The organism is Brevundimonas sp. AVps23W (genome assembly GCF_058681395.1).
Window position 1 is genome coordinate 2,634,971 of the sequence record NZ_CM178738.1, and the last position, 26,230, is coordinate 2,661,200.

The 26,230-nt window shown below is 68.0% G+C and carries 21 protein-coding genes and 1 tRNA gene; 12 read left to right on the forward strand and 10 right to left on the reverse strand.

Going from position 1 to position 26,230, the window contains the following annotated elements; all coding sequences use genetic code 11:
* The first annotated feature begins 32 nt into the window (after positions 1-32).
* Genes ACW177_RS12725 through ACW177_RS12735 form a run of 3 tightly spaced genes read left to right on the forward strand, consistent with a single transcriptional unit; the run spans position 33 to position 1,952 of the window.
* Positions 33-518, forward strand: coding sequence for a hypothetical protein (locus tag ACW177_RS12725; protein ID WP_492026060.1), 486 nt, complete (start codon positions 33-35; stop codon positions 516-518).
* On the forward strand, positions 515-1,627 hold the full coding sequence (gene tgt, locus ACW177_RS12730) for a tRNA guanosine(34) transglycosylase Tgt (RefSeq protein ID WP_492028119.1): 1,113 nt from the start codon (positions 515-517) through the stop codon (positions 1,625-1,627). The genes ACW177_RS12725 and tgt overlap by 4 nt, the downstream gene beginning before the upstream one ends.
* Positions 1,628-1,643: 16 nt before the next feature.
* Positions 1,644-1,952, forward strand: a complete 309-nt coding sequence (locus tag ACW177_RS12735; RefSeq protein ID WP_492026061.1) for a hypothetical protein — start codon at positions 1,644-1,646, stop codon at positions 1,950-1,952.
* 225 nt (positions 1,953-2,177) lie between these two features.
* Here the strand turns inward: ACW177_RS12735 and ACW177_RS12740 are convergent, their stop codons facing one another.
* The 3 genes from ACW177_RS12740 to ACW177_RS12750 all read right to left on the reverse strand — a co-directional run bounded on the left by ACW177_RS12740 (position 2,178) and on the right by ACW177_RS12750 (position 3,947).
* Positions 2,178-2,723, reverse strand: coding sequence for a hypothetical protein (locus ACW177_RS12740; protein WP_492026062.1), 546 nt, complete (start codon positions 2,721-2,723; stop codon positions 2,178-2,180).
* Positions 2,724-2,978: 255 nt separating this feature from the next.
* Positions 2,979-3,845, reverse strand: coding sequence for an ROK family protein (locus ACW177_RS12745; RefSeq protein ID WP_492026063.1), 867 nt, complete (start codon positions 3,843-3,845; stop codon positions 2,979-2,981).
* Positions 3,846-3,870: 25 nt separating this feature from the next.
* Positions 3,871-3,947: transfer RNA gene (locus ACW177_RS12750), tRNA-Lys, on the reverse strand.
* A 95-nt stretch (positions 3,948-4,042) separates the two neighbouring features.
* Here ACW177_RS12750 and ACW177_RS12755 point away from each other — a divergent pair.
* The 8 genes from ACW177_RS12755 (at position 4,043) to astB (ending at position 17,103) form a co-directional block, all read left to right on the forward strand.
* The gene (locus ACW177_RS12755) at positions 4,043-5,128 is read left to right on the forward strand and encodes a CaiB/BaiF CoA transferase family protein (RefSeq protein ID WP_492026064.1); all 1,086 of its coding nucleotides are present in this window, start codon (positions 4,043-4,045) and stop codon (positions 5,126-5,128) included.
* 78 nt (positions 5,129-5,206) lie between these two features.
* On the forward strand, positions 5,207-5,473 hold the full coding sequence (locus tag ACW177_RS12760; protein ID WP_492026065.1) for a hypothetical protein: 267 nt from the start codon (positions 5,207-5,209) through the stop codon (positions 5,471-5,473).
* A gap of 85 nt (positions 5,474-5,558) precedes the next feature.
* The gene (locus ACW177_RS12765) at positions 5,559-7,352 is read left to right on the forward strand and encodes an autotransporter assembly complex protein TamA (RefSeq protein ID WP_492026066.1); all 1,794 of its coding nucleotides are present in this window, start codon (positions 5,559-5,561) and stop codon (positions 7,350-7,352) included.
* Positions 7,349-11,563 carry a translocation/assembly module TamB domain-containing protein gene (locus ACW177_RS12770; RefSeq protein WP_492026067.1) on the forward strand — a complete coding sequence of 1,405 codons (4,215 nt, stop codon included), beginning with the start codon at positions 7,349-7,351 and terminating at the stop codon, positions 11,561-11,563. Before ACW177_RS12765 ends, ACW177_RS12770 begins: the two co-directional genes overlap by 4 nt.
* Positions 11,564-11,626: 63 nt before the next feature.
* Positions 11,627-12,877 carry a hydrolase gene (locus tag ACW177_RS12775; protein WP_492026068.1) on the forward strand — a complete coding sequence of 417 codons (1,251 nt, stop codon included), beginning with the start codon at positions 11,627-11,629 and terminating at the stop codon, positions 12,875-12,877.
* A gap of 156 nt (positions 12,878-13,033) precedes the next feature.
* A complete protein-coding gene (locus ACW177_RS12780; protein ID WP_492026069.1) occupies positions 13,034-14,041 on the forward strand; it encodes an arginine N-succinyltransferase in 1,008 nt (335 codons plus the stop codon).
* Positions 14,042-14,192: 151 nt separating this feature from the next.
* Positions 14,193-15,611, forward strand: a complete 1,419-nt coding sequence (gene astD / locus ACW177_RS12785; RefSeq protein WP_492026070.1) for a succinylglutamate-semialdehyde dehydrogenase — start codon at positions 14,193-14,195, stop codon at positions 15,609-15,611.
* Between the two features lie 154 nt (positions 15,612-15,765).
* A complete protein-coding gene (gene astB / locus ACW177_RS12790; RefSeq protein ID WP_492026071.1) occupies positions 15,766-17,103 on the forward strand; it encodes an N-succinylarginine dihydrolase in 1,338 nt (445 codons plus the stop codon).
* Here astB and phhA read toward each other — a convergent pair.
* Positions 17,100-17,975: a phenylalanine 4-monooxygenase gene (gene phhA / locus ACW177_RS12795; protein WP_492026072.1), complete on the reverse strand. Its 876-nt coding sequence runs from the start codon at positions 17,973-17,975 to the stop codon at positions 17,100-17,102. The two genes, astB and phhA, sit on opposite strands and share 4 nt — an antisense overlap.
* Positions 17,976-18,032: 57 nt before the next feature.
* A complete protein-coding gene (gene hspQ, locus ACW177_RS12800) occupies positions 18,033-18,341 on the reverse strand; it encodes a heat shock protein HspQ (RefSeq protein WP_492026073.1) in 309 nt (102 codons plus the stop codon).
* 147 nt (positions 18,342-18,488) lie between these two features.
* On the opposite strand from hspQ, the gene ACW177_RS12805 reads away from it, so the two are divergent.
* The gene (locus ACW177_RS12805; protein WP_492026074.1) at positions 18,489-19,589 is read left to right on the forward strand and encodes a Ppx/GppA phosphatase family protein; all 1,101 of its coding nucleotides are present in this window, start codon (positions 18,489-18,491) and stop codon (positions 19,587-19,589) included.
* 308 nt (positions 19,590-19,897) lie between these two features.
* On the opposite strand, the gene ACW177_RS12810 is transcribed toward ACW177_RS12805, so the two are convergent.
* The 5 genes from ACW177_RS12810 to gyrA form a co-directional block, all read right to left on the reverse strand.
* Entirely contained in the window at positions 19,898-20,770 is an 873-nt protein-coding gene (locus ACW177_RS12810; RefSeq protein WP_492026075.1) for a peptidylprolyl isomerase, read from the reverse strand.
* Between the two features lie 24 nt (positions 20,771-20,794).
* Positions 20,795-21,688, reverse strand: coding sequence for a peptidylprolyl isomerase (locus ACW177_RS12815; protein ID WP_492026076.1), 894 nt, complete (start codon positions 21,686-21,688; stop codon positions 20,795-20,797).
* Between the two features lie 8 nt (positions 21,689-21,696).
* Positions 21,697-22,185, reverse strand: a complete 489-nt coding sequence (coaD, locus tag ACW177_RS12820) for a pantetheine-phosphate adenylyltransferase (RefSeq protein WP_492026077.1) — start codon at positions 22,183-22,185, stop codon at positions 21,697-21,699.
* A gap of 265 nt (positions 22,186-22,450) precedes the next feature.
* Complete coding sequence (locus tag ACW177_RS12825) at positions 22,451-23,257, reverse strand: aminotransferase class IV (protein ID WP_492026078.1); 807 nt, start codon at positions 23,255-23,257, stop codon at positions 22,451-22,453.
* 152 nt (positions 23,258-23,409) lie between these two features.
* The gene (gyrA, locus tag ACW177_RS12830; protein WP_492026079.1) at positions 23,410-26,187 is read right to left on the reverse strand and encodes a DNA gyrase subunit A; all 2,778 of its coding nucleotides are present in this window, start codon (positions 26,185-26,187) and stop codon (positions 23,410-23,412) included.
* Positions 26,188-26,230 lie beyond the last annotated feature (43 nt).

Genomic DNA, 26,230 nt, shown 5'->3' on the forward strand with positions numbered 1-26,230 from the left:
TAAATGCCGTCCCCTGACGAAAGACCCGCCCCGTGAGCCCCGACGATTTCGACCTCGATCTCCCGCAAGACCTCCAGGACGGCCTGATCGCCGTCGGCGAGGCTGCGCGCGATCTGGATCAGCCGTGGTGGATCTTCGGCGGGGCCGCCATGGCCCTGTACGGCCTGACCGACCTGCATGTGCCCGACATCGACGTCCTGTGCGCACCGCGCGACGCCCGCGCCCTGCTGGCGGCCCTGGACGGACAGATCGTGCCCGATCCGGGCGAGGGCCTGTTCCGCTCCACCGTCTTCGGCCGCGCCCCGGATCAGCCGATCCTGGTCGAGGTCATGGCTGGGCTCGAGGCCCGCGACGGCGGCGAATGGCGGCCGGTCGCCTTTACGTCGCGGCGTCCGATCTTCATCGACGACGTCCCGCTGTTCGTGCCCGACATCCGGGACCATATCGCCCTTTACCGCCTGTTCGGCCGCCCCAAGGATCTGGCGCGGATCGAGCAGCTTGAACGACTGATCGCCTGATGCCCTTCCCCTTCGAGATTTCCGCCAAACAAGGCCGCGCCCGCACCGGCGTGCTGAAGACCGCGCGCGGCGACATCCGCACTCCCGCCTTCATGCCGGTGGGCACGGCGGCGACGGTCAAGGCGATGACGGTGGATCAGGTCAAGGCGACCGGCGCCGACATCATCCTGGGCAACACCTATCACCTGATGCTGCGCCCCGGCCCCGAGCGGATGGAGCGCCTGGGCGGCCTCCACAAATTCATGAGTTGGGACAAGCCGATCCTGACCGACAGCGGCGGTTTCCAGGTCATGTCCCTGGCCGGGATTTCGAAGGTGAAGGAAGAGGCCGTGACCTTCTCCTCCCACATCGACGGCTCCAAACACGTTCTGACGCCCGAACGCTCGATCGAGATCCAGGCCGACCGGATCGGCGCCGACATCTCGATGCAACTGGACCAATGCGTCTCCTGGCCGGCGGAACGCACCGCCGCTCAGAAGGCGATGGAGCTGTCGATCCGCTGGGGCGCCCGCTCCAAGGCCCGGTTCGGCGAGCGCGAGAACCAGGCCCTGTTCGGCATCCAGCAGGGCTCGACCTATGAGGATCTGCGCCGCCAGTCGTCGGACCAGCTTCAGGAGATCGGCTTCGACGGCTACGCCATCGGCGGTCTCGCCGTGGGCGAGGGTCATCAGGCCATGTGTGCGGTGCTGGACTATGCCCCCGAAATGCTGCCCGCCGACCGGCCGCGCTATCTGATGGGGGTCGGCAAGCCGGTCGACCTGGTCGAGGCCGTCTATCGCGGCGTCGACATGTTCGACTGCGTCCTGCCCACCCGCGCCGGCCGCCACGGCCAGGCCTGGACCTGGGAGGGGCCGCTCAACCTGAAGAACGCCCGCTTCGCCGAGGACCAGGATCCGCTCGATCCCACCATCGACGGGCCGTCATCGCAGTATTCGAAGGCCTATCTGCACCACCTGATCCGCGCCGACGAAATCCTCGGCAAGGTCCTGCTCAGCTGGCACAATATCGCCTTCTACCAGGCCCTGACCGCCACCATGCGCGCCGCGATCTCCGAAGGCCGTTTCGAACAGTTCCGCCGCGACTTCCACGCGCGGCATGTGTCGAACTGACCCCCGGAACCATTTGATGCGTATCGAGAAGTCAGGCTTCCACGCCTACAGCACCTATCTGGAAGAGCCGCCCCGCGACGAGGGGAACGAGACGGCCCTGCACCGCCACGTCATCATCATCGGCGGCGACAAATACTCATTCTTCGCCCACTGGTCCGGCAAGTTCGCGCACAAGGGCGAACGGATCTCCTTCACCTGGGACTGGGACCGGACCGGCGAGTTCCGCAACATCGACAAATCGTCCTTCGAGGCCTTCACCAAGGACGGCGCGGTTCAGATCCGAGGCGATCGCACCGACAAGCGCCGGCCTACGGGCAGACGTTAGATCCTGTCGGTGGACCCGGTGTGCATACGGTTCCCCTCTCCCTTTCGTCATTCCGGGCGAAGGGCCTCTTGGCCCGTAGACCCGGAACCCAGCGGCGCCGAAGGCGAAATGGTTCAGCCTCGCGGTGCGGAACGACCGAGTCCGCGACAGGTTCGCGCTCTCGCGCGCCGCTGGGTTCCGGGTCTCCGCTACGCTTCGCCCGGAATGACGAAAGTAATGGCGCCCCTACCGCTTCGGCCGGAACCAGCTCGGCGCCGCCGGCGGGGCGCAGTTCCTCTGCATCCCGATCCCCTTCAGGAAGGCGCGCCGCATCCGCCCCGCCTGGATGGCCGACTGGACATGGCGGCTGTGCTGTTCGGCTCCGCTCAGTTGGCGAATCCAGCTGCGGCCGGGGATGAAGTCGGTGGTCGTGCCGCGGATCGCGTCCAGCGTCGCCTTGGCCGCCGCATCGGCCGCCCGCTCGCTGGCGTAGGAGCCGTCCTGGCGCGGCGGTTCGTCGGTGTCGGGCCCCAGGGCCTCATCCAGCCGCGCCACCTCGGCGCCGATGGTGGTGCACTGGTTCAGATTGCGCAGATCATAGGGATTGGCCTCGGCCTGCAGCAGAACGGTCGGAATCAACTGACGGCGCAGGTTGAAATCATCCAGCGGCGCGGTGACCGCATCGCCCAAGCCCGCGCCCACCTGCTCCGCCCCGCCCATGGCGGACCGACCGGCGTTGCAACTGGACAGGACGACAACGACCGCAAGGGCCGGCAAGAGGATCGGCTTCATCCGGTCCTTAGAGCACGCAAGCCGCTCCGATCAAAACATCCCGACCAGGCCCGCGACCATCACGCCCCAGGCGAGCAGGCTGAACACCAGGCCCAGGGCCAGACCGCCCGCGAAGTCGAATTGGTGATGATCGTGTCTCATACTCGCTCCCTAGGTCTTTTTTTGTTTATCCCCGGACCTAATCCCAAATTGGGCCGAACCGCAATCAGGCTTCTTACGGATGATCCATCATCAAACCGTCGTCTTCTAAGGCGGTCAGTTCGCCAGATCCCGCGCCATCAGCATGGCCCCGTCCAGCCCGGCGTGCTCGCGCTCTGCCGCAACCAGATAGCCGCCCTCGCCCATGACGACCGCCGCGCCATAGCCGTTGACCCGACGCCGCGCCTCCGCCTCGACCTCGGCGATCAGACCGGGCGTGGACATGACGCCGCCGCCCATCACGATCCGGTCCGGCGCCCAGGCGAACACCAGGCCGGCGATCAGTTGTCCCAGATAGTCCGCCGTCACGGCCCGAACCTCGTCCGCCTCCTCCAGCCGACGCCCGGCCAGCCGCGCCTGAACCGCCGGCCCCGCCGCCAGTCCCTCGACGCAATCGGGATGAAACCGGCAGGCGCTGGGCTGGACGTCGCCCTCGACCCGGCGAACGAACAGATGTCCGATCTCGGGGTGCAGCGCCCCCTTCAGGGTCCGGCCGTCCACGCACAGCCCGCCGCCGATACCCGTGCCCACGGTGACATAGGCCACGGCCCGCGCGGCCCGCCCCGCCCCCAGCCGCGCCTCGGCGACGGCGGCGGCGTTGACGTCAGTGTCCACGGCGAAGGGCGCCTGGAGTCGCTCCGCAAGGGTCTTCGACAGGTTGAACCCGGTCCAGCCCGGCTTGGGCGTCGCCAGCATCAGACCTCGGTCAGGCGAGGCCGGATCGACGACCAGAGGGCCGAAACTGGCCACGCCGAAGCCCGCCACCGCCTGGTCCCCCACAGCCGCGACCAGGGCCTCGACCGCCGTCTCGGGCCGACCGGTCGCAAACCGTCCCTCGTCCAGCACCGCGCCGGCCGAATCCTCGATCCGCCATACGATCTTGGTCCCGCCGGTCTCGACCGCGAAGAAGACAGGCTGGCGCATCGGGGGCTCCGCAAAAAGGGAGAAATGGTACGTCCTCTCGGGCTCGAACCGAGGACCCTCTGATTAAAAGTCAGATGCTCTAACCAACTGAGCTAAGGACGCACCGCGCGACGTCCGGGGCTGGCCCGAACCGTCGAAGGGCGCCTTCTGTTGCAATCCGCCCTTCCGGTCAAGACCGGGTCTGCTACTCAATGCACATGAAACCGCTGAATGGACTTCGCATCCTCGAATTTGACGGCCTGGGGCCCGTCACCTTCGCGGGCATGATGCTGGCGGACATGGGCGCCGAGGTGCTGCGCCTGACCCGTTCCGCCTCGGCCGGAGCGTCCGCTTTCGACGAGGTCGGCGGCGCCCTGCTGCACCGAGGCCGCACCGCCGTCCCCGTGGACCTGAAGTCGGACGCAGACCGCCAGACCATCCTCGCCCTGGCCGACCGTGCCGACGCCGTGATCGAGGGCTTTCGCCCCGGCGTCATGGAGCGACTGGGCTACGGCCCTGAGGCGCTCCAGGCGCGCAATCCGGCCCTGGTCTACGGCCGGGTGACGGGCTGGGGCCAGACCGGGCCGCTGGCGAACCAGGTCGGCCACGATCTGAACTACATCGGCCTGACCGGCGTGCTGCACGCCATGGGCGAGCCGGACCGCCCCCCTTCGCCACCGCTGAACCTGGTCGGCGACTATGGCGGCGGGGCCATGATGCTGGTGGCGGGCGTTCTAGCGGCCCTGCTGGAAGTCCGGACCACCGGTCGAGGCCGGATCATCGACGCTGCCATGACCGACGGGACCGCCCTGCTCGGCGGCCTGTTCCAGGCCCTGCGCGGCCAAGGCGTCTGGAGCGACCGCCGGGGCGCCAACCAGCTGGACGGCGGCGCGCCCTTCTATCGCTGCTACGCCTGTCGCGACGGCGGCTTCGTGGCGGTCGCAGCGCTGGAGCCGCGCTTCTACGCCGCCCTGTTGCAGGGCCTGGACATCGAACCGTCCGCCGCCCCCCAGTACGACACCGCCGCCTGGCCCGCGCTCCAGGCCCGTTTCGCCGCCTTGTTCGCCACCCGCGACCGCGACGACTGGGCTACGCATTTCGCGGAAACCGAAGCCTGCGTCACCCCCGTTCTCAGCTTCACCGAGACGCCGAACCATCCCCATAATCTCGCTCGCGCCGCCTTTGACCAGGGCCTGCCCGCCCCCGCCCCCCGCTTCGACGGCCCCGTGCCCGAAACCGCCGAACCCCCTCCGCGCACATCCCTGAATGACGTCCTGTTCGCCTGGCGTCCGGAGGCGGGATGACCCCCGACGTTTTCGGCGCTATGGAACGAGGCGACGCGCAAGGCGTTGCAATGGTCGATACCCCGGGGACTTGTTTTGATGAGACGCTCGATTTTCGTTCTGGCCGCGACCGCGCTCGGCGCGCTGACGCTCGCAGGCTGCGACGACTTTCAGTCGGGTTCGCAGGACGATTACGCCGACACCCCGCCGATCGAGGAACAGGCTCCCGCCGCCGAGGACGCGGCCCAGCCTGTCGTCGCGCCCGAGGTGACCGATCCCGCGCCCACGCCTGCGACGCCTATCCCGCCGGAAGACCGGACATCCGAACAGTCGGTCCAGCCCGAAAGCGAAACCCTGTTCTATTGAGGCGCAACGCTTCGCCGCCTATCCGAGACGCCAGGGCGAACAAAGCCGCCGACTTGGAGTCCGCGTCCATGACGAAAGCTAGAGTTTGACGTTCCGGCCCGCCCTGTTTCTCGCCCTGTTGGCGACCTGCAGCCTCTCCGCCCAGGCCGCCGCCGCCGACCCGCGCGCCGCCATTCGGGGCGACATGGACGCCGAACTGCGCCGTCTGCTGGAACGTGCGGTGGGCGAGGTGGACGGCGCGCCGGAAAGCCGCTTCGAAGCCCGCAGACGCGCCCAGGGCGCCCTGTCCGCCGCCGAGGCCTTGCTGCGCTCTGAAGCCTATTACCAGCCGGTGCTGGAAGATGTCGTCGAGGGCGAAGATCGGCCCTCCGCCATCGTCGCCGTCCAGCCCGGTCGCCGTTTCCTGCTTACCCAGCCGACCATTTCCTGGATCGAAACTCCCCCCGACGCCGCCAATGCGGCGATCGCCCTGGAGGCCATCGGTCTAACGCCCGGCGATCCCGGCCGCGCGGTGGACGTCATCGCCGGCGAGGGCCGTGCCGTAGCGACCCTGTCCCGGAACGGCTACGCCGACGCCACGGCCGAGCCGCGCCGCGTCGTGGTGGACCACGCCACCTTCACCGTCGCCCCGGAGTACCGCATAAATTCCGGCCGCCTGGTGCTGCTGGACGGCGTGGCGCTGCAAAGGGCCGGAAGAACCAACCCCGCCTGGGTGTCGCGCCTGGCGCCCTGGACGGAAGGCGACCGCTACGACCCGGAACAGGTGGCCGAACTGGAGCGTCGTCTGCTGGACACAGGCGTCTATGACGGCGTCGGCGTCGCCCTCAGCCCGATCGATCAGACGACGGCCGACGGCCACAGGCCTGTCGTCGTCAACCTGACGGACCGTCCCCGTCGCGTTGTCGAGGCCGGCGCCACCTGGTCGACGGCCGAAGGCGCGGGCGTCGACTTCATCTGGACCCGGTACAACCGCCTGGGTCGCGCCGACACCCTGCGGCTGGAGACCCGCTGGGCCGACATCGACAGCCGCATCGGCGCCGATCTGTCCCTGCCCCACTGGCGCAAACCGGGCCGGACGCTGAAACTGAGCGCAGGCGTGGTCAAGGAAGACACGGACGCCTACGACCGCACAGCCCTGGTGCTGGCGGCGGAACTGCAACAGCGGATCGGCCGGACGTCCTACTTCAACTACGGCATCGGTCTAGACGCCGGTCAGTACAACGAGAACCGCTACGACTATACCTCGGTCCCGCCCAGCGCTGTGACCTTCGACCGGGATCTGGCCATCGTCACGGGCCGGACCAGCGCCTATATCGACAACTCGAACGACCCGCTGAACCCGACCAAAGGATGGCGGATGACCGTCTCGGTCCAGCCCACCGCCGTGGCCGGCGAGGACACCATCCTGTTCCTGCGCAGCGAAAGCCAGGCCACCGCCTATCTGCCGATCAACCAGGCCCGCACCGTTCTCGCCGGTCGCGTGCGGATCGGCGCGATCATCGGCGGCGACGAGTTAAGCGTGCCATCCGACCGTCTGTTCTATTCAGGCGGCGGCGGCTCGGTGCGCGGCTACTCCTATCAGGGCGTCAATCCGCAACTGCCGGACGACACGCCGCGCGGCGGCCTTTCCCTGTTCGAAACCTCGTTCGAGGTTCGCCGTGACGTCGGTCAGAGTTTCCAGGCCGTGGCCTTCATCGACGCCGGCGCCGTCGGCTTCCAGGAAACGCCCAACTTGACCAATATGCGCTACGGCGCGGGGGTCGGGGTGCGCTACAAGCTGCCGTTCGGCCCCATCCGCGGGGATATCGCCGTGCCGCTCGACAAGCGCGACGGCGACTCCGCTTTCCAGATTTACATCAGCATCGGGCAGGCGTTTTGACCGACACCCCGCCCGAAACCCCGCCCGAAACCGCCGCCTCCGTGCGCAAGCGGCGCAGCCTGCCGCAACTGCTGGCCCTGATCGCCGGCGGGGTCATCGGCGGGCTTCTGGTCCTGCTGGTCATCGTCCTGATCGGCGGAAGAATGTACATCGTCTCCGACGCCGGGCGCGAACTGGTGACCGGCTTCGTCCAGGGTCAGAAGATCAGTCGCTACGGCCGGATCAACGTCTATGGGCTGAAGGGCGACCTGTTCGACGACTTCACCCTGGACCGGGTCACGGTGACCGACCGCGACGGCGTCTGGCTTGATGCGCGCAATGTCCGGGTCGATTGGTCCTACTGGCCGTTGATCACCCGCCGGTTCCACGCCACCGACATCAGCGCCGACGTGATCCAGCTGATCCGCCGCCCGGTTCTGGACGCCCCCAGCGGCGAACCCGGCGGCCCCCAGCCGATCGACGTGGATATCGACCGGTTCGCCGCCCGCATCGAACTGCTGGAAGGCTTCTCAAAAGAGTACGGCCGCTGGAACGTCGCGGGCGACGTCAGCCTGCCGCGCCGGGGCGCCAAGAGCGCGACCGTCAACGCCGACAGCCTGAACCGCCCCGGCGACTATCTTCGCCTTGCGGCGACCTTCGGCGGCAAGCTTGAGGACACCCGCGTCAACCTGCGCGCCAATGAGGCCCAGGGCGGGCCGCTGGCCGGATCGCTGGGCTATTCGCCAGACGAGCCGTTTTCCGCCGTCGCAGTGGTCAACGCTGACCTGATCAACGCCAAGGTCCAGACAGGCGATTTCACGCCCCTTATCGTGGACGGAAGATTCGGCGAGACCGGCTCTCGCGTATGGGGCCATTTCGACTTCAGCGGGTCGGATCTGTTCGCCCCCTTCATCGAACGCGTCGGTCGCACCGCGCGCTTCGACTTCGCGATGGTCCCGACCAAGGACAAGGCCTATCAGGCCCTCGACTGGAAGCTCACATCGGACAACATCGCCTCCGAGGCGAGCGGCTTGATCCGCATGTCTGACCGCAGCTCGCCGGAGGGCATCCAGCTGGAGATTCAGGCCGCCTCGCTGAGCCGCCTGGTCGGTTCGGACGTCGCCGGCCCCGCCGCCTATTCCGGCCTGTTCAAGGGCGACGCCCAGACCTGGACCCTGCAAGGCCGCGCCACCCTGCTGAACGCCAACCTGGCCAGCTATCGCGCCACCCGCATCGCCGGACCGCTGAACATCCAGGTCAAGAACGGCCGCATCGACCTGGACGGCGACATCCGCGCCAACGGCGGTTCGACCGAGGGCCTGATCGGCGGTCTGCTGGGCGCAGCACCGCGCGTGCAGATGGAGGCCGCCCGGATGAAGGACGGGGCCATCCTGCTGGAGAAGATCGATCTGCAAGGCCAGGGCCTGACGCTGAAGGGCTCGGGTTCTCGCAATCTGCTGGGTGGCATGGGCTTCCGGGGCGAGGCCCAGCTGACCGACGCCTCACGCGTTCTGTCGGACGCCAGCGGCGCCTTCGGCGGCCCGATCCGCGCTTCGTCAGCGAAAGCGGGCGCACCCTGGGTGCTGAACTTTGACGGTCGCGGCCGGAACCTGACCGTGGGCATGGACGAGTTGAACCGTCTGCTGGGCCGCACCCCTCGTTTGCAACTGGCCGGCAGGCTGAACGGCGGACGGATCGAGGTCGAGCGGGGCGAACTGACCGGCGCCGCCGGCCGCGCCGGCGCCAAGGGCCTGATCCAAACTGACGGTCGGCTGGGACTGGCGCTGAACTGGAACGCGCGGGGCCCGTTCGCAGCCGGACCGGTCGAGATCGACGGCGACATGAACGGGCAAGGCGCCCTGAGCGGAACCCTGTCCCAACCTCGCGTCGATCTGACCGCCGGATTCGACAAGGTCGCGGCCGGCGCCCTGACCCTGACCAACGCCGATCTGATCCTGAGTTTCCGGCGAGGCGCCGACGCCTCCGACGGCCGGATCACCGTGACCAGCGGCTCGAACTATGGCCCGGCCCGCGCATCGGGGAACTTCTTCCTCGGCGGCGACCGGATCCGGTTGACCGACCTCGACGTCAACGCCGGCGGGGTCACGGCCCAGGGCGCGGTAGCCTTGTCGGACAATATCCCCTCCAGCGCCGATCTCACCTTCACCGCCCGCCCCGGCGCCTTCCTGGCCTCGGGCGAAGCCAACGGCCGCATTCGCCTGACCGACGGCGGCGGATCCGACAGCGCCATCCTGGACGTCAGCGGCCGCAACATCCGTCTGGCCGGTCAGAGCTGGAACATCCGCACCATCGACCTGGACGGTCGCGGCACGCTGGACAACCTGCCCTTCACCCTGGCCCTGGATGTGGGCGGCGGCACGCCGGCTCAGTTCAACGGTACGGGCGTCTATGCGCGACGTGGAGACGCCCAGACCCTGACCCTGCGCGGGGGCGGACGGGTGCGCGAAGTGGCCTTCACGACCCGGAGCCCCGCCTCGATCAGCCTGGACGGCGCGACCCGAACCGCCCACCTTGATCTCGGCGTCGGCAGCGGCGTTCTGCTGGCCGATTTGCGACAGGACGCCCGCACCGCGATCATCCAGGCCGACCTGACCAGCGTCGACCTCCAGACCCTATCGCCCCAACTAAGAGGCCGCGCCACCGGCCGGGTGGCGCTTCGCGGCGCTGGCGACGACCTGTCCGGCTCCGCCAATGTCACGCTTGAGGATGTCCGGAGCATCGACGCGCCGCGCGGCCTGGCCGTCGATGGCCGACTGGACGCGACCCTGATCAACAACAGCCTGACCCTCAAAGCCACCGCGGCGGACGAAGGCGCGGTCCAGGCGTCGGCGGATGTGGTTCTGCCGGTCGAGGCCTCGGCCGCCCCCCTGCGGTTGGCCATCGCCCGCCAGCAGCCGATGTCGGGCACAGTCTCGATGAACGGCCAGATCCAGCCGATCTGGGACCTGTTCCTGGGCGGCGAGCGCAGTCTGGCCGGACAGGTGGCTGGACAGGCCACGATCGCCGGCACCCTGGCGGTGCCGCGCCTCAACGGCCGGTTCGATCTGACCCAGGGCTCCTATCGTGAAAAAGGCGTGGGCCTGGTGCTGGGCGACCTGAACCTGCGCACCAGTTTCGACGACACCGTCGCCCAGATCGAAACCTTCACGGCCAACGACACGGCCGGCGGAACCGTCACCGGCCAGGGCCGCGTCGGTCTGCGCGAAGGCTCGGGATCGACCGCACGACTGACGCTCAACCGGTTCCGCGTCATCGACAACGACATCGGCGAGGCCCGCGCCTCTGGCCCCATAACCATCGTGCGCGGCCAGGATGGCAACATCCAGCTGTCGGGCGACATGACGGTCGATGAGGCGCGTATCGAACCAGAGGTCCCCGGCTCCACCGGGATCGTCTCCATGGATGTGGTCGAGATCAACCGCCCCGGCGGCGATCCAGAGGAGACCGCGACTCGCCGAACCGGTCCGCAGATCGGCATGGACATCAGTCTGCGCTCGACCGGCGGCAAGGTCCGGGTCAGCGGGCGCGGCCTGAACGTCGTGCTCGACGTCAACGCCCGGGTGCGCGGCACCATCGCCCAGCCCCAGCTGACCGGCACGGCCAATGTGGTGCGTGGCGACTACGAGTTCGCGGGCAAGCGGTTCATCTTCGACGACACCGGCCGCATCATCCTGTCCACCGATCCGAAGCAGATTCGCCTCAACCTGTCGGCGACGCGAGAGGACACATCCCTCACCGCCTCGATCAATGTGACGGGCACGGCGGACCAGCCGCAGATCGCCCTGACTTCGACCCCTGCCCTGCCCCAGGACGAAATCCTGTCGCAGGTGCTGTTCGGTCGCTCGGCCTCTCAGCTGTCGCCGTTCGAGGCGGCTCAACTGGCGGCGGGCGTGGCGGCCCTGGCCGGCGGCGGCGGGTTCGACGTGATCGGGAACCTGCGCGAACTGGCCGGGCTCGACCGCCTGTCCTTCGGCGGCGAGGCCTCGGCCGTGACGGTCGCCGGCGGTCGCTACATCACCGACGATGTCTATCTGGAGGTCATCGGCGGCGGCGAAGGCGGCGCGGCCGTAAAGGTCGAATGGCAACCGCGTCGCAACCTGGCCATCAGTTCGCAGTTCGGCGGCCAGGGCGACACCAGCCTGTCGATCCGCTGGCGCCGTGAAAGCCGCGAGGCCGGCCAACGCGCCGACCGTCGCCCCAATCGAAACTAGGCCGCCGCTCGAGTTTCAGGTCTCGACCTTCACCTTTGGCGCTGCGGCGGCTAGGGTCCGCCGATGCGGATTCTGACCACGGACCAGGCCGTCCTCGACCACGTCGCCTCGCGACGCGAGGCGATCATCGGCCGCACCATCGACTGGGCGAACCTCAACTCCGGCAGCCGCAACGCCGCCGGACTGAACGCCGTGCTGGACGCGCTTGAGGCCGAGGCGAAGACCCTGCCCGCCTCCGTCCAACGCATCCCGACCCAGGGCTCGACCACCGTCGCCGACGACGGCTCGGTGCGGACCGAAGCCCACGCCGACGCCCTGAAGATCACGGCTCGTCCCGAAGCGCCGATCCAGGTCGTCCTGACCGGCCACTACGACACCGTCTTCCCCGCCGACAGCCGCTTTCAGACAGTGACGACCCGCGCGGACGGCGCCCTGAACGGACCGGGCGTCGCCGACATGAAGGGCGGGATCAGCGTGCTGCTGGCCGCGCTGGAAGCCTTCGAAACCCACCCCGACCGGCACGGCGTCGGCTGGACCGTGCTGCTCAGCCCCGACGAGGAGATCGGCTCGCCCGCCTCCGCCCCTCTGCTGGCCGAGCTGGGCGCACGCGGGCATGTCGGCCTGACCTATGAACCGGCCCTGACGGACGGCACCCTGGCCGGGGCGCGCAAGGGCAGCGGCAACTATCACCTGATCGTCACGGGCCGCGCCGCCCACGCCGGCCGCGCCTTCGATGAAGGCCGCAACGCCGTCGCCGGCGCCGCCATGATCGCCGCCACCCTTCACAGACTGAACGGCCAGCGCGATGGCGTCACCGTCAACGTCGCCAAGATCTCCGGTGGAGGCGCCCTGAACGTCGTCGCCGACAACGCCGTGGTTCGGTTCAACGTCCGCGTTCCGGACAAGGCCGCCGCCGACTGGATCGACGCCTCGGTCCGCGCCATCGCGTCCGCACCGCCGTTCGAGGGTCTGACCCTGGACCTCCACGGCGGCTTCACCCGCGCCCCCAAGCCCATGGACGCCGCCCAGACCGCCCTGTTCGAGGCGGTGAAGGAAGCCGGCGCCCTGCTGGGCCAGCCCATCGCCTGGAAGCCCTCGGGCGGCGTCTGCGAAGGCAACAACCTCCACGCCGCCGGCCTGCCTAATATCGACACCCTGGGCGTCCGGGGCGGCGACATCCATTCGGACCAGGAGTTCGCCTGGCCCGACAGCTTCGTCGAACGCGCCCAGCTCAGCGCCCTGATCCTGTGCAAGATCGCCTCTGGCGAGATCGACGCGGCCAAACTCAAAGCCCTGCGGATGAACGACCTTTGACCCACCTCACGCCGTCACCCTCGGGCTTGTCCCGAGGGCCCACCTCTACGCCGCACGACCGTGTGAAGGCGACCACCGCCATGTTTGATCGGATGTGTCTTGCCCTGCCCATAACATGGGTCCTCGGCACAAGCCCGAGCGTGACGGAGAAATAGAATGCTCGTCGTCCGTCCTGCCGGCCCTGCCGACCTCGACTATCTGCTGGAGCTGGCCATCCTGTCCGGCCCCGGCTTCACCAGCCTGCCCGAAGATCCCGACGTCCTGTCCGACCGGCTTGAACTCAGTCAGGCCAGCTTCCGCGGCGAGGTGACCTGGCAGGAGGCCTGGTACACCCTGATGCTGGAGGACGGCGACACCGGCGACATCGACGGCGTCGGATCGGTCAAGGCGACCGTGGGGCTGAAGCGGCCCTTCTTCTCGTTCCGCATCGTCAACAATACGGCGTCCTCGCCCTCCATCGGGGTCAAGCTGGATCACCAGACCCTGGTGCTGGTCAATGAATGCACCGGATGGACCGAAGTCGGCTCGCTGTTCCTGAAAGCCGACCGGCGCAAAGGCGGCGCGGGGCGCCTGCTCAGCCAGTCGCGCTACATGCTGATCGGCGCCCAGCCGGAACTCTTCGCTGAGAACGTGCTGGCTGAGCTGCGCGGAGTCTTCACCCCCGACGGCGCCTGCCCCTTCTGGGACCATGTCGCGCACAAATTCTTCCCCATGGAGTTCGACGACGCCGACCGGATGACCGGCTCGACCGACAAGCAGTTCATCCTCGACCTGGCCCCGCGCCACCCCATCTATACCGAGCTGCTGCCGGAACCGGCCCGCGCCGTGATCGGCAAGGTCCACCCCCAGGGCGTGCCCGCCATGGCCTTGCTGGAGAGCGAAGGCTTCCGTCCCAACGGCCTGGTGGACATCTTCGACGCCGGCCCCACTGTCTCATGCGGGCGGGATAACATCCGCACCGTCCGCGACGCCCGCCGCCTGACGGTCGAGGTCGTCGATACGGTCCAGGCGGACCTGCCGGCCCTGATCTCGACCGACAGCATCGCCGCCTTCCGCGCCGTCCGCGCCAAGGCTGACATCGACGGCGACATCGCCCGCCTGACCGCCGAAACCGCCGCCGCGTTGAAGATAGGCGCAGGCCATACGGTGCGAGTGAAATCGTGACGTCCCCCTTCCCGCTCATCCCGGCGAAGGCCGGGACCCAGCGCTTTGGGCGAAAGTTGCGTGAAACAGGATTCCAGTGGTCATCCGACGCACTGGCGATGCGAAAGAACTGGGTCCCGGCTTTCGCCGGGATGAGCGGAGTATCTGTGCCATGACCCGTTTCACCTCCACCGACCCCGCCACCGAAGCGACCAACTGGGAAGGCGAGGCCGCCAGTCCGGTTCAGGTCCAGGCCGCCGTTGACGCCGCCCGCGCCGCCTTCCCCGCCTGGGCCGACGCCCCACGCGCCGACCGCATCGACGCCGTCAAACGCTATCAGGCCGTGCTGAAGGACCGCGCGCCCCAGATCGCCGAGGCCATCGCCCGCGAAACCGGAAAACCGCTGTGGGAGACCAAGACCGAGGCGGCCGCCATGATCGGCAAGGTGGACATCTCCATCCGTGCCTATGACGAGCGCACGGGCGAACGGACCAGCGACACCGCCTTCGGCCGGGCGACGCTGCGGCATCGACCACATGGCGTCGCCGCGGTTCTGGGCCCGTTCAACTTCCCCGGCCATCTGCCCAACGGCCATATCGTCCCGGCCCTGCTGGCGGGCGACACCGTCGTGTTCAAGCCGTCTGAGGAGACGCCCCTGGTCGGCCAAGTCATGGCCGAAGCCTTCGCCGCCGCCGACCTGCCGACCGGCGTGGTCAATGTCGTCCAGGGCGGACGCGAGACGGGCGCGGCCCTGCTCGACGCCGGGATCGACGCCCTGATGTTCACCGGCTCAGGCGCGGCCGGCGCTCACTTCCGCCTCAAGTTCGCCGACGATCCGCACGTCATCCTGGCGCTGGAGCTGGGCGGCAACAATCCGCTGGTCGTCTGGGATGCGGCGGACGCCCAAGCCGTAGCGGGCATAGCGGTGCAGTCCGCCTTCATCACCACCGGCCAACGCTGTTCCTGTGCCCGTCGTCTGATCCTGCCGGAGGGGCCTCAGGGCGACGCCATCATCGAAGCCATCGCCGCCCTGTCCGACCGCCTGGTCTTCGGTCCTTGGGACAGCGACCCAGAACCCTATGCCGGGCCGCTGATCTCGGCCCGAGCGGCCGAGGCCGCCTTGAAGGCGCTGCAACAGCGGATCGACGCGGGCGCCAAGGTGATCCGCGCCTCCGGGCCTGTCGCCAATCTACCCGGCGCCTTTGTCAAACCGGCCATCATCGACGTGACCGGGATCGACGTCCCCGACGAGGAGATGTTCGCCCCCTTCCTGTCGGTGACTCGCGTCCCGACCTTCGACGCCGCGATCCAGGCCGCAAACGCCACCCGCTACGGCCTGTCCGCCGGTCTGGTCAGCGACGATCCGGCCAACTGGGACCATTTCATCCGTCGCATCCGCGCGGGCGTGGTCAACTTCAACCGCCCGACCACCGGCGCCGCCGGCGACATGCCCTTCGGCGGCCTGGGCGCCAGCGGCAACCACCGGCCTAGCGCCTACTACGCCGCAGACTACTGCGCCTATCCGGTCGCCAGCTTCGAGGCCAACGCGGTCGCGAACATCGAAGGCGAGATCAAGGGGTTGCGGTCGTGAGGGTGCGTTCTAAATCTCCCTCCCCTTCATGGGGAGGGGTGATCGCGCAGCGATCGGGGTGGGGCCCGAAAGGGTATGAGCGAGATCTTCGTACTGCCCCACCCCGGCTCCGCTGCCGCTTCGCCGCCCCTCCCCATGAAGGGGAGGGAGAGTCTTGGTGAGCGCCGTCGAAGCCAACGCGGACGGCCTGATCGGGCCGACGCACTCTTACGCCGGTCTGTCGCCCGGCAATCTGGCCTCCAGCCTGAACAAGGGCGAGGCGTCGAACCCGCGCGCGGCGGTGCTGCAGGGGCTCGACAAGATGAAGACCCTGGCGGACCTGGGCCTGCCCCAGTTCGTCCTGCCCCCGCACGAACGGCCCAACATCCCCTTCCTGCGCACCCTCGGTTTCACCGGCTCGGACGCCCAGGTGTTGGAGCGGGCCTGGAAGGACGCGCCATCCTTCGCCGCCGCCGCCTGTTCCGCCTCGCCCATGTGGGCCGCCAACGCCGCGACCGTGACCCCCAGCGCCGACGCCGCCGACGGCCGGGTGCACTTCACCCCGGCTAACCTGGTCACCAACCTGCACCGGTCACTGGAACACCAACAGACCAAACGGGCGCTGGACGCCCTGTTCCCAGACGCCGACCGGTTCGCCGTCCATGACGCCCTGCCCTCGGTCGCGCACCTGGCCGACGAGGGCGCCGCCAATCACGTCCGCCTGTGCGCGGAACACGGCGCGGCGGGCGTCAATCTTCTGGTCTGGGGTCGAGAGGCGTTCGAGCCCTGGGACGGTCCCTACCCCGCCCGTCAAACGCGCGAGGCGTCGCAGGCCGTGGGTCGTCGCCATAGCGCAAGCGGCGTCGTTCTGGCCCAACAGTCGAAGGCCGCCATCGCCGGAGGAACCTTCCACAATGACGTGGTCTGCGTCGGGGCGCTGGACACTCTGTTCTTCCACGACCTCGCCTTCGAGGACACAGCGGGAACCCAGGACGCCATCCGCCACGCGGCCGCTGGCCTGTTCGACCCGATCTTCGTCGAGGTCTCGTCGGCCGACCTGCCCCTGGCCGACGCCATCAGCTCCTATCTGTTCAACTCGATGCTGATCCAGATTCCGGGCGAGGACCGCCTCACCCTGATCTGCCCGACCGAGACCCGCGACAACCCGCGCAGCCATGCGGTGGCGCAATCCCTGGCCGCCTCCAACGGTCCCATCGGCCAGGTCCGATACGTCGATGTGCGCCAGTCGATGCGCAATGGCGGCGGTCCGGCCTGCCTGCGTCTGCGGGTCGTCCTGAACGAGGCGGAACTGGCGGCGACCAATCCGGCGATGCGGTTGACCGACCCTCTACACGCCGAGCTATCGGCCTGGGCGAACCGCTGGTACCGCGACGAACTGCGCCCCGCCGACTTGGCCGATCCGGCCCTGCTGGATGAGAGCCGAGGGGCGCTGGACGCACTGACCGCGATCCTGAACCTGGGCGGCGGCTTCTATCCGTTCCAGCGGCCCTAGGCCGCGAACCGCCCGCCCTTCGCCGCATAGGCCTGAGTCCCACGCGTGAAGACCTGATCACTCGACAGAACGGTCTCGATCGACAGGTCGGCCTGGCCTTTCAGCGCGTCATAGACGGGGCCGAAGTCCTTCAGCGTCTCGTCCTTCAGCGCCTCCAGGCTGTCGATAACGAAATAGACCTGCTGGAAGTCGTCGATCCGGTACAGGGTCCGCATCACCCGCTCCAGATCGAAGCCGAGACGGTTCGGCGAAGGGTCTTCCAGGGCGAAGACGCTCTCGGTCGATGACGAGACGATGCCGGCGCCATAGATGCGTAGGCCCTCCGCCTCCTTCATCAGGCCGAACTCGACCGTGTACCAATAAAGCCTGGCCAGGTTCGGCAGCATGCCCAGACCGGCGGCGCGTTGTCCGCCCTTGCCATAAGCCTCCATATAGGCGGCGAAGTCGGGGTCGGTCAGCATGGGCACATGGCCGAAGACGTCGTGGAAGATGTCGGGCTCTTGCAAATAATCCAGCTGGTCCGGCTTGCGGATGAACTGGCCCGAGACGAAGTGGCGGTTGGCCAGGTGATCGAAGAAGACCTCGTCCGGCACCAGGCCCGGCACACAGACGACGGTCCATCCGGTCAGGGCCTGAAGCTTGGGATTGATGACCTCGAAGTCGGGAATGCCGCCCGCGTTCAGGTCCAGCGAGTCGAGGCCGCGCAAGAAGGCGTCGCAGGCGCGGCCGGGCAGGATCTTCATCTGGCGGGCGTACAGCGTATCCCAGGTCTGGTGCTCGACCTCGGTATAGGCGGCCCAGTTCTGGGGAATGGTCCAGTCGGCGGCCGCGCCCTCAGGCGGCTGTTCGAAGACGTGTTCGAAGTCGGACATGGGACGCTCCTCTTTTGCCCATCCTAACGCCCGGTCGGCGCCCGTTCCAAGGCCTGGTCAGTGAATGGCTTCGTGCAGGGGCGCATGATGGCCTTGGGCGTCGATGGTGAACCAGCGCTGGGCGTCATCGGGCAGCAGAGCCGACTGGCCGTCTTCCAGCACGCCCTCGGCGGCATAGGCCACGAAGCCGCCGTCCTGGCCCAGGGCGAAGACGCGGTAGAAGGGTTGGTGCGGCGAAACAGCGCCCGTATTGACGGCCGGGCCGTCGTAGGCGGGATCGACGTCCATCACTACCCCGCGAAAGACGTCGTCGCGGTGGCGGACGATCTGGCCAATGGCGAAGCGGGCTTTGTGAACCTGGGTCATGAGGTCTGGTTACGCTTGGCGCGATGACCCCGATGCCTGCAGCCTTGTTCATCTTCCTGACAGATTGGCTTGGCGCGGACGATCTTGGCGGGCTAGGTTGATGGGGACGGGCGCCGCTTTGGACCGCCCACATCGGAATGACGGCCCATGCCGGAGACCCACGGCGCGCCCCGACGGCGCGACGAGCGGTCCCAGCCTTCCCGCGAGCGGGATGCGTCGGGTCGGGATGCGCAACTCTATGGCGCGCTCGATCTGGGGACCAATAATTGCCGGCTGCTGATCGCGCGGCCGTCCCGCGACGGCTTTCGAGTGGTCGACAGCTTCAGCCGCATCGTCCGGCTGGGCGAAGGTCTGTCCCGCACGGGCCGGCTGGACCCGCGAGCCATGGACCGGGCCTATGACGCCCTGGCCCTGTGCGCCGACCGGATCGTCAGGAAGGGCGTAGAGTCGGTCCGGCTGAGCGCGGTCGCCACCCAGGCCTGCCGGGCGGCGGAGAACGGGGCCGAGTTCATTGATCGGGTGCGCAAGGGCACCGGGCTGAGGCTGCGGATCATCGATCCGGCGGAAGAGGCGCGGTTGGCGGTCGAGGGCTGTCTGAACCTGATCGACCCCCGGGCCGAAGGGGTGGTGATCATCGACGTGGGCGGGGGTTCGACCGAACTGTCCTGGCTGAAGCGCGAGGGGTCCGACTGGAAGACCACCGGCTGGATGTCGGCGGCCCTGGGGGTCGTCACCCTGGCGGAGCGGCATCCGGAACCGGAAGGCGCGGGCGAAGACTGGTATGAGGCCATGGTCGCCGATATGGGCGCGGCCCTGGCCGGGGGCGGGATCGAGGATCCGGGAATGCTGGACCTGCTGCGGCGGGATCGGGCCCATCTGATCGGGACCTCGGGCGCGATCACCAGCCTGGCGGGCATCCATCTGAACCTGCCTCGCTACAATCGCGACCGGGTCGATGGGCTGTGGATGACGCGCGGCGACTGCGAGGCGGCGGCGGAGCGGCTGAAGGCCCTGGGGCCGGACGGGCGGGCCAGGGAGGCCTGTATCGGGCCGGACCGGGCCGATCTGGTTCTGGCGGGAGCTGCGATCCTGGAGGCCATCCAGCGGGCCTGGCCGTCGGAGCGGGTGCGGGTCGCCGACCGGGGCCTGCGTGAGGGCCTGTTGTTGCAGCAGATGCGGGAGGCCAAGAAGCCGCCCAAGCGGCGCAGGCGGAGACGCGGCCGGGGTCGGGGGTCGGCCGCAGCCTAGAGGTTAGGCTTATGGCGGTCGGACCGAGTAGGCGGCCTTATTCCTTGTTTTTCCAGGAGTTCACCACGTTCGCCTTCCGTCATCTGATGGGGAGACGGGGCACGCCCCTCATTCCAGGCGCGCAGAGCTTGGAAACAGGCTTCGTCCGAGCACATGCGGCCCATGGCGATCTCGGATTGAGAGGCGCAGCCTGCCGAGAGAAGAGCCACCGCTGTCACGCCTATCAAAGACCGCATTTTCATCGCCTCGCCCCCCCGCAAGGGTTGTGATGGTGACATGCCTGCCGGGCAAAAAACAAGCGTAAATCCTCAGCCCGCCGTCGCCAGTCGCACGGGCACGTCGATGTCGCAGACCGAGAAGTCGGCGCCCTTGGCCTGGCGCGCCTGGTCGATCAGGGCGCGGAAGGTGGGCGATGTGGTGTTGAGCATCTGCACCGCCGGGCGTTCGGCGGCGGGCAGGTCGGAGGCCAGGCGGACGCGAGTCATGCGGTCGGGATCGGCGACGATGCCGCTGGGCTCGGAGCTGGCCTTCAGGGCGCGGACGACCTCCAGCCCCGCCACCACGCGGCCCCAGACGGTGTAGCGCTTGTCCAGGGCCGGATAGGCCTGACGCATCAGGAAGAACTGGCTGTTGGCGGTGTCATTACCCTCGTCACGCGCCATGCCGGCGACGCCGGGGCAATAGAGGCCCCAGCCGTGAACCTTGCGGTCGGTCGTACCGGCCATCAGGGCGTCCGGCTGGGTCTGGACCGGGACCGAATGATAGAAGCCGACCAGGGCCCCGGCCGGCGCGGCGACGGGGGTGAAGGCCATGTCCGGACCGCGACGGAAGGTGAACTCCGCCTTCAGATCGGGATACCAGCTCTGGCCGTCGCCGGTGCCCAGGGGGTCGCCAGTCTGGGCCATGAACCAGTCGATGACACGGTGCCAGGCCAGATTGTCGTAGAAGCCGCGCGACGCCAGCAACTTGATCCGCTCGACATGGGCGGGAGCGATCTCGGGGGCCAGTTCGACCAGGACCCGGCCCTTGGTCGTATCGATGACCAGCAGATTGTCGGGGGCCACGGCGCGCCATTCGGTCGGTGCGGGCGGGGGCGGCGGAACGGCCGCCTCCTGCGCCAGGACGGGGCCGGACACCAAAGCGGCCAGCCCCGCCGCGATCAGTGCGTTTCGAAAGATCATAGCCCCTGCCCCCTCATATAGTCCTTAGCCGCCGACGACCTCGGCCACCGGCTGGACGTCGCAGATGTTGAAGCCGCCGCCGCGCGCGGTGCGGGTGGCGGCGATACGTTCTGCGAAGGCGGCGCTGGCGGGGTTCAGCACCCGCACGGTCGGGCGTTCGCCCTCCGGCAGGGCCGAGGCCATGCGAACCCGCGTCATGATGTCGGGATTGGCCACCTTGCCGTCGTCGGCGTCCGTGCCCTTGTTCAGCTTGTTGACCACATCCAGGCCCGAGACCACGCGACCAAAGGCGGTGTAGACGCCGTTCAACTGATCCCGGTCTCCCATCATCAGGAAGAACTGGCTGTTGGCGGTGTCGGGGGCGCCGGCGCGCGCCATGCCCAGGACGCCGGGGCAGAACAGGCCGTGGGCGGTGACCTTGAAGTCGGCGGTGATCATCATCTGGGCGTCGGGCTGGGTCTCGACCGGCAGGACGCCGACCAGACCGCGCACGCCCTGTCCCGCGTTCGGCACGGCGACGAAACCGGCGTCGCGACCGCGGCGGAAGCTGAACTCGGCCTTCAGATCGGGCAGTTCGCTGCCGCCCTCGCCGGTGCCCTGCGGGTCGCCGGTCTGGGCCATGAAGTCGGGGATGACGCGGTGGAACTTCAGCCCATCATAGAAGCCCTGGTTGGCCAGGGTGCGGATGCGTTCGGCGTGGGCGGGGGCGGCGACCGGCGTCAGCTCGACCAGAACACGGCCCTTGGAGGTGTCGATAACCAGCAGGTTCTCCGGCGCGACGGTGCGCCAGTCCGCAGCGGGAGCCTGGACCTGGGCTTGAGCCGGGGCTGGGGCCTTAGCTTGGGCTATAGCCGGAGCCTGGGTCGCAGCCGACGCCAGAAGAGCGGCGGCGGCCGCCGCGATCACACCAAGACGCATTGACGAACTCATCCTCTGTTCTTGACCTTGTCCCGCACGCGCGCGGCGATGGCGGGGCTGACGAAACTGTCGATCGCGCCGTCCAGACGGGCGATTTCCTTGACCAGCCGCGAGGCGATGGCCTGATGCCGCGGATCGGCCATCAGGAATACCGTCTCGATGTTCTGATTGAGGCGCTGGTTCATGGCCGTCATCTGGAACTCGTATTCGAAGTCGGCGACCGCGCGCAAACCGCGAATGATGACATTGGCGTTCAGCTCTTCCGCAAAATGCATCAGCAGGGTCGAGAAGGGCTGAACCACGATATCGCCGCCCAGGTTCACCACCTCGGCCTGGAGCATCTCCACCCGCTCGGCCGTGGAGAACAGCGGCCCCTTGTCGTCGTTCTGGGCCACGCCGATGACCACACGATCCACCAGCTTCAACGCCCGCTTGATGATATCAGTGTGACCGTTCGTCACCGGATCAAAGGTGCCCGGATAGAGTCCGATGCGCATGGCGTGTCTCCCCAGCGTGTCGCCTGCTGTTCGGCGTGACTTAGCAGGTGCGAAAGGTTCGGCCTAGCAGCCCGTTGGCGTAGAGGCGTGTCGTAAAAACAGGGTCACAAGGCGACAAAGCGCCAATGCAGGCGGGTGGGACGGCGGGGCGGGTTTTGGCGTCATGTCGGTCATCGCGCGACTTTACACCCGCCGTAAACCCAGGCGCGCCGAGTGCTGAACTTGCAGACGTCGATACTGAATTCGCTGGTCTTTTCTTGAAGAATTAGGAGGACTGGACCGTCAAGGGCAGCGGATCATTGGCGGCCCAGGCGGTTTCGATCGCCGTCATCAGGGTCGGATCGACGGCGAAAACCGTGTCGTCAATTGCCGTGATGGGACAGGCGGGCGTGGCGCTGTTGCACAGGAATGCGCCATCGAAGCCTGCGATTTCCGAAAGATGCACCGGGCGGGTCTGTGACGATAGGCCCAACCCAGCCAAGCCGCGCTCAATCAGGACCTGGGTCACGCCCGCCAGCATCGGCGCCTGGGGCCAGACGATGCGGTCCCCCTCGATGAAGCCGACGTTCCAGGTCACGCCCTCGGACACATGGCCCTGATCATCGACGAACAGGGCGTCGTCGAAGCCCGCCGCCCGCGCCGCCCGGCGCACGCGCGTCTGACCGAAGGTGGCGACGTGTTTCAGGTGGGGGGTTTCGCGGCCATGGGGCACAGCCGTCACCCGCATTTGGGCGGCCAGCGGCGGCGGGGGCGGCGAGACGACGGTCATCACCTTGGGTCGGCCGACGAAGGACGGATTGCGATGGCCGATCTCGGGCGAGAACAGGCTGACGCGCATCCAGGCCTTGTCACGTCCCTCGACAGCGCGCGCCAACAGACGCCGGAACTCGGCCTCGCCGGGGCTTTCGCCGAACAGTTCGACGGCGGCCTGGTCCAGGCGTTCGAGATGCAGGTCCAGCCCCCGGACCGCGCCGTGCTCGACGCGGAAGGAAGTGTAGGCGCCGTAGTTGACGAGTGCCTGGTGGGCGAGGTCTTCAGGGCTGGCGGGGAGGCCGTCGATCAGGATGTCCATGGCACTCCATTCCGCTCATCCCGGCGAAAGCCGGGACCCAGTTCTTTCGCTCGGCAATGCGTTGGACGACCATCACGTGACGCGATCACGAGCATTCGCCCAAAGCACTGGGTCCCGGCTTTCGCCGGGATGAGCGGAAGAACTGAGCCTGATCAGTCCTCGCCGCCCTCTTCACTCGCGACGTCCGCCTCATCCGAACCGCCGCTTTCCGGCAGGCGTTCGACCGAGACGACCTTTTCGTCCTTGCCGGTGCGGAAGATGGTGACGCCCTGGCTGGAGCGGCCGACGATGCGGACCTGGTCCATACGGGTGCGGATCATCTGACCGCCCGAGGTGACCAGCAGCAGGTCGTCGGTTTCCTCGACCGGGAAGGCCGCCGCCAGGCGCGTGCCTGCGCGACCGCCCAGACCGTGGGCCGTCAGGCCCTGACCGCCGCGACCGGTGCGGCGATACTCGTAGGCCGAGGAGCGCTTGCCGAAGCCGGTCTCGGTGACTGTCAGGATGAACTGTTCGGCGGCGCCCAGTTCGGCGATCCGTTCCACGGTCAGAGCCGCGTCGGCGACCTCGTCTTCAGCCTCGGCCGGAGCCGCGACATCCTCTTCCGCCTCCGCGCCGGCCAGGGCCTTGCGCATGGCGTTGGCGTGTTTGACGTAGGCCGAGCGTTCCTCCGGCGTCGCATCGACGCGGCCCAGGATGGCCATGGAGATGACCTCGTCGCCGTCCTGCAGCCGCACGCCCCTGACGCCGGTCGAATCCCTGCCCTTGAACACGCGCACATCGTCGGCCTTGAACCGGATCGCCCGACCCAGCGCCGTGGTCAGCAGCACGTCGTCATCGGCGGTGCACAGGCCGACGCCGACCATACGGTCGTCGCCTTCCAGCTTCATGGCGATCTTGCCGGCGCGGTTGACCGTGGCGAAGTCCGACAGCTTGTTGCGGCGCACGTCGCCCGAGCTGGTGGCGAACATGATGTCGTAGTCGCCCCAGGTCGTCTCGTCCTCGGGCAGGGGCAGGACGTTCATGATGCTGTCGCCCGGCTCGATGGGCAGCAGATTGACGAAGGCCTTGCCGCGCGACTGCGGATTGCCCAGCGGCAGACGCCAGGTCTTCAGCTTGTAGGCCTTGCCGTTGGTGGCGAAGAACAGGACCGGGGTGTGGGTCGAGGCGCTGAACACGCCGGTGATGGCGTCCTCGTCCTTCATCGACATGCCCGAACGGCCCTTGCCGCCGCGATGCTGGGTCCGATAGGCGTTCAGGGCGACGCGCTTGACGTAGCCGCCGTGGGTGACGGTGACGACCATGTCCTCGCGCGGGATCAGGTCCTCGTCCTCCATCTCGCCGTCGCCTTCCCCGATCAGGGTGCGACGCGGCACGGCGAACTTGGCCTTCACGTCGATCAGGTCTTCGCGAATGATGGCCAGGACGTTCTTGCGGTCCGACAGGATGGTCAGGTGGCCCTGGATGGTGTCGGCCAGGCCGTTCGCCTCGCCGAAGATGTCGTCACGGCCCAGGCCGGTCAGACGCGACAGGGTCAGGGCCAGGATGGCCCGGGCCTGTTCGTCGGTCAGGCGTATCTTGTCGCCCTCCACAATGACGGTGCGCGGGTCGGCGATCAGCTCGACCAGGGCCATCATGTCGCCGACCGGCCAGGACTTGCCTTGCAGCCGTTCGCGCGCCTCGGTCGGATCGGCCGACGAGCGGATGATGTGGATGACCTCGTCGATATTGGCGACGGCGACGGCCAGACCGACCAGGACGTGGCCACGGTCGCGGGCCTTGTTCAGTTCGAATTTGACGCGGCGGACGACGACTTCCTCACGGAAGTCGAGGAAGATCTGCAACAGGTCGCGCAGACCCATCTGTTCGGGCCGGCCGTGGTTCAGCGCCAGCATGTTGACGCCGAACGAGCTCTGCATGGCGGTATAGCGCCACAGCTGGTTCAGGATGACGTCGCCCGAGGCGTCGCGCTTCAGCTCGATGACGATCCGCATGCCCTGGCGGTCGGATTCGTCGCGGACGTCGGAAATGCCTTCCAGACGCTTCTCACGCACCATTTCGGCGATGCGTTCGATCAGGGTCTGTTTGTTGACCTGGAACGGCAGTTCGGTGACGACGATGGCCTCGCGATCCTTACGGATCTCTTCCACCGAGGCGCGGCCGCGCACGACCACCGAGCCGCGACCGTCGCGCAGCGCATTGCGCGGGGCGGTGCGGCCCATGATCTCGCCGCCGGTCGGGAAGTCGGGACCAGGCACGATGTCCAGCAGGGCGTCGTCGGAGACGTTGGGATCGTCCAGCAGGGCCAGGGCCGCATCGACGACCTCGCCCAGGTTATGCGGCGGGATATTGGTCGCCATGCCAACGGCGATGCCGCCTGCGCCATTGACCAGCAGGTTGGGAATCCGGCTCGGCAGGACGACCGGCTCCAGCTCCTTCTCGTCGTAGTTGGGCTGGAAATCGACGGTGTCCTTGTCGATGTCGGCCATCAGAGCGACGGCGGCCGGGGCCATCTTGGCCTCGGTGTAACGCATCGAGGCGGGCATATCGCCGTCGACCGAGCCGAAATTGCCCTGACCATCGACCAGCATCAGACCCATCGAGAAGGGCTGGGCCATCCGCACCAGGGCCATATAGACCGAGGCGTCGCCGTGGGGGTGGAACCGGCCCAGCACGTCGCCGACCACACGGGCGCATTTCGAATAGCTGCGCTCGGGCGTCATGTTCAGGTCGTGCATCGAATACAGGATGCGACGGTGAACCGGCTTGAGGCCGTCACGGGCGTCGGGAAGGGCGCGCGAGACGATCACGCTCATGGCGTAGTCGAGGTACGAACGCTTCAGTTCGTCCTCGATCGTGATCGTGGAAATATCGGAGCCGCCGCCTCCACCGTTGATCGGAGTTGCGGCGTTTTCGTAGCTGTCGTCGGTCAATGAAGCGTGGCTTTATGCGGCCGGAATCGGAACGTGATCCGCT

What these genes read in the sequence shown, in the direction of transcription:
- ACW177_RS12735 (WP_492026061.1), top strand. Translation starts at nt 1,644, where the DNA reads ATGCGTATCGAGAAGTCAGGCTTCCACGCCTACAGCACCTATCTGGAA.
- ACW177_RS12740 (WP_492026062.1), bottom strand. Translation starts at nt 2,723, where the DNA reads ATGAAGCCGATCCTCTTGCCGGCCCTTGCGGTCGTTGTCGTCCTGTCC.
- ACW177_RS12745 (WP_492026063.1), bottom strand. Translation starts at nt 3,845, where the DNA reads ATGCGCCAGCCTGTCTTCTTCGCGGTCGAGACCGGCGGGACCAAGATC.
- ACW177_RS12755 (WP_492026064.1), top strand. Translation starts at nt 4,043, where the DNA reads ATGAAACCGCTGAATGGACTTCGCATCCTCGAATTTGACGGCCTGGGG.
- ACW177_RS12760 (WP_492026065.1), top strand. Translation starts at nt 5,207, where the DNA reads ATGAGACGCTCGATTTTCGTTCTGGCCGCGACCGCGCTCGGCGCGCTG.
- ACW177_RS12775 (WP_492026068.1), top strand. Translation starts at nt 11,627, where the DNA reads ATGCGGATTCTGACCACGGACCAGGCCGTCCTCGACCACGTCGCCTCG.
- ACW177_RS12780 (WP_492026069.1), top strand. Translation starts at nt 13,034, where the DNA reads ATGCTCGTCGTCCGTCCTGCCGGCCCTGCCGACCTCGACTATCTGCTG.
- astD (WP_492026070.1), top strand. Translation starts at nt 14,193, where the DNA reads ATGACCCGTTTCACCTCCACCGACCCCGCCACCGAAGCGACCAACTGG.
- phhA (WP_492026072.1), bottom strand. Translation starts at nt 17,975, where the DNA reads ATGTCCGACTTCGAACACGTCTTCGAACAGCCGCCTGAGGGCGCGGCC.
- hspQ (WP_492026073.1), bottom strand. Translation starts at nt 18,341, where the DNA reads ATGACCCAGGTTCACAAAGCCCGCTTCGCCATTGGCCAGATCGTCCGC.
- ACW177_RS12805 (WP_492026074.1), top strand. Translation starts at nt 18,489, where the DNA reads ATGCCGGAGACCCACGGCGCGCCCCGACGGCGCGACGAGCGGTCCCAG.
- ACW177_RS12810 (WP_492026075.1), bottom strand. Translation starts at nt 20,770, where the DNA reads ATGATCTTTCGAAACGCACTGATCGCGGCGGGGCTGGCCGCTTTGGTG.
- ACW177_RS12815 (WP_492026076.1), bottom strand. Translation starts at nt 21,688, where the DNA reads ATGCGTCTTGGTGTGATCGCGGCGGCCGCCGCCGCTCTTCTGGCGTCG.
- coaD (WP_492026077.1), bottom strand. Translation starts at nt 22,185, where the DNA reads ATGCGCATCGGACTCTATCCGGGCACCTTTGATCCGGTGACGAACGGT.
- ACW177_RS12825 (WP_492026078.1), bottom strand. Translation starts at nt 23,257, where the DNA reads ATGGACATCCTGATCGACGGCCTCCCCGCCAGCCCTGAAGACCTCGCC.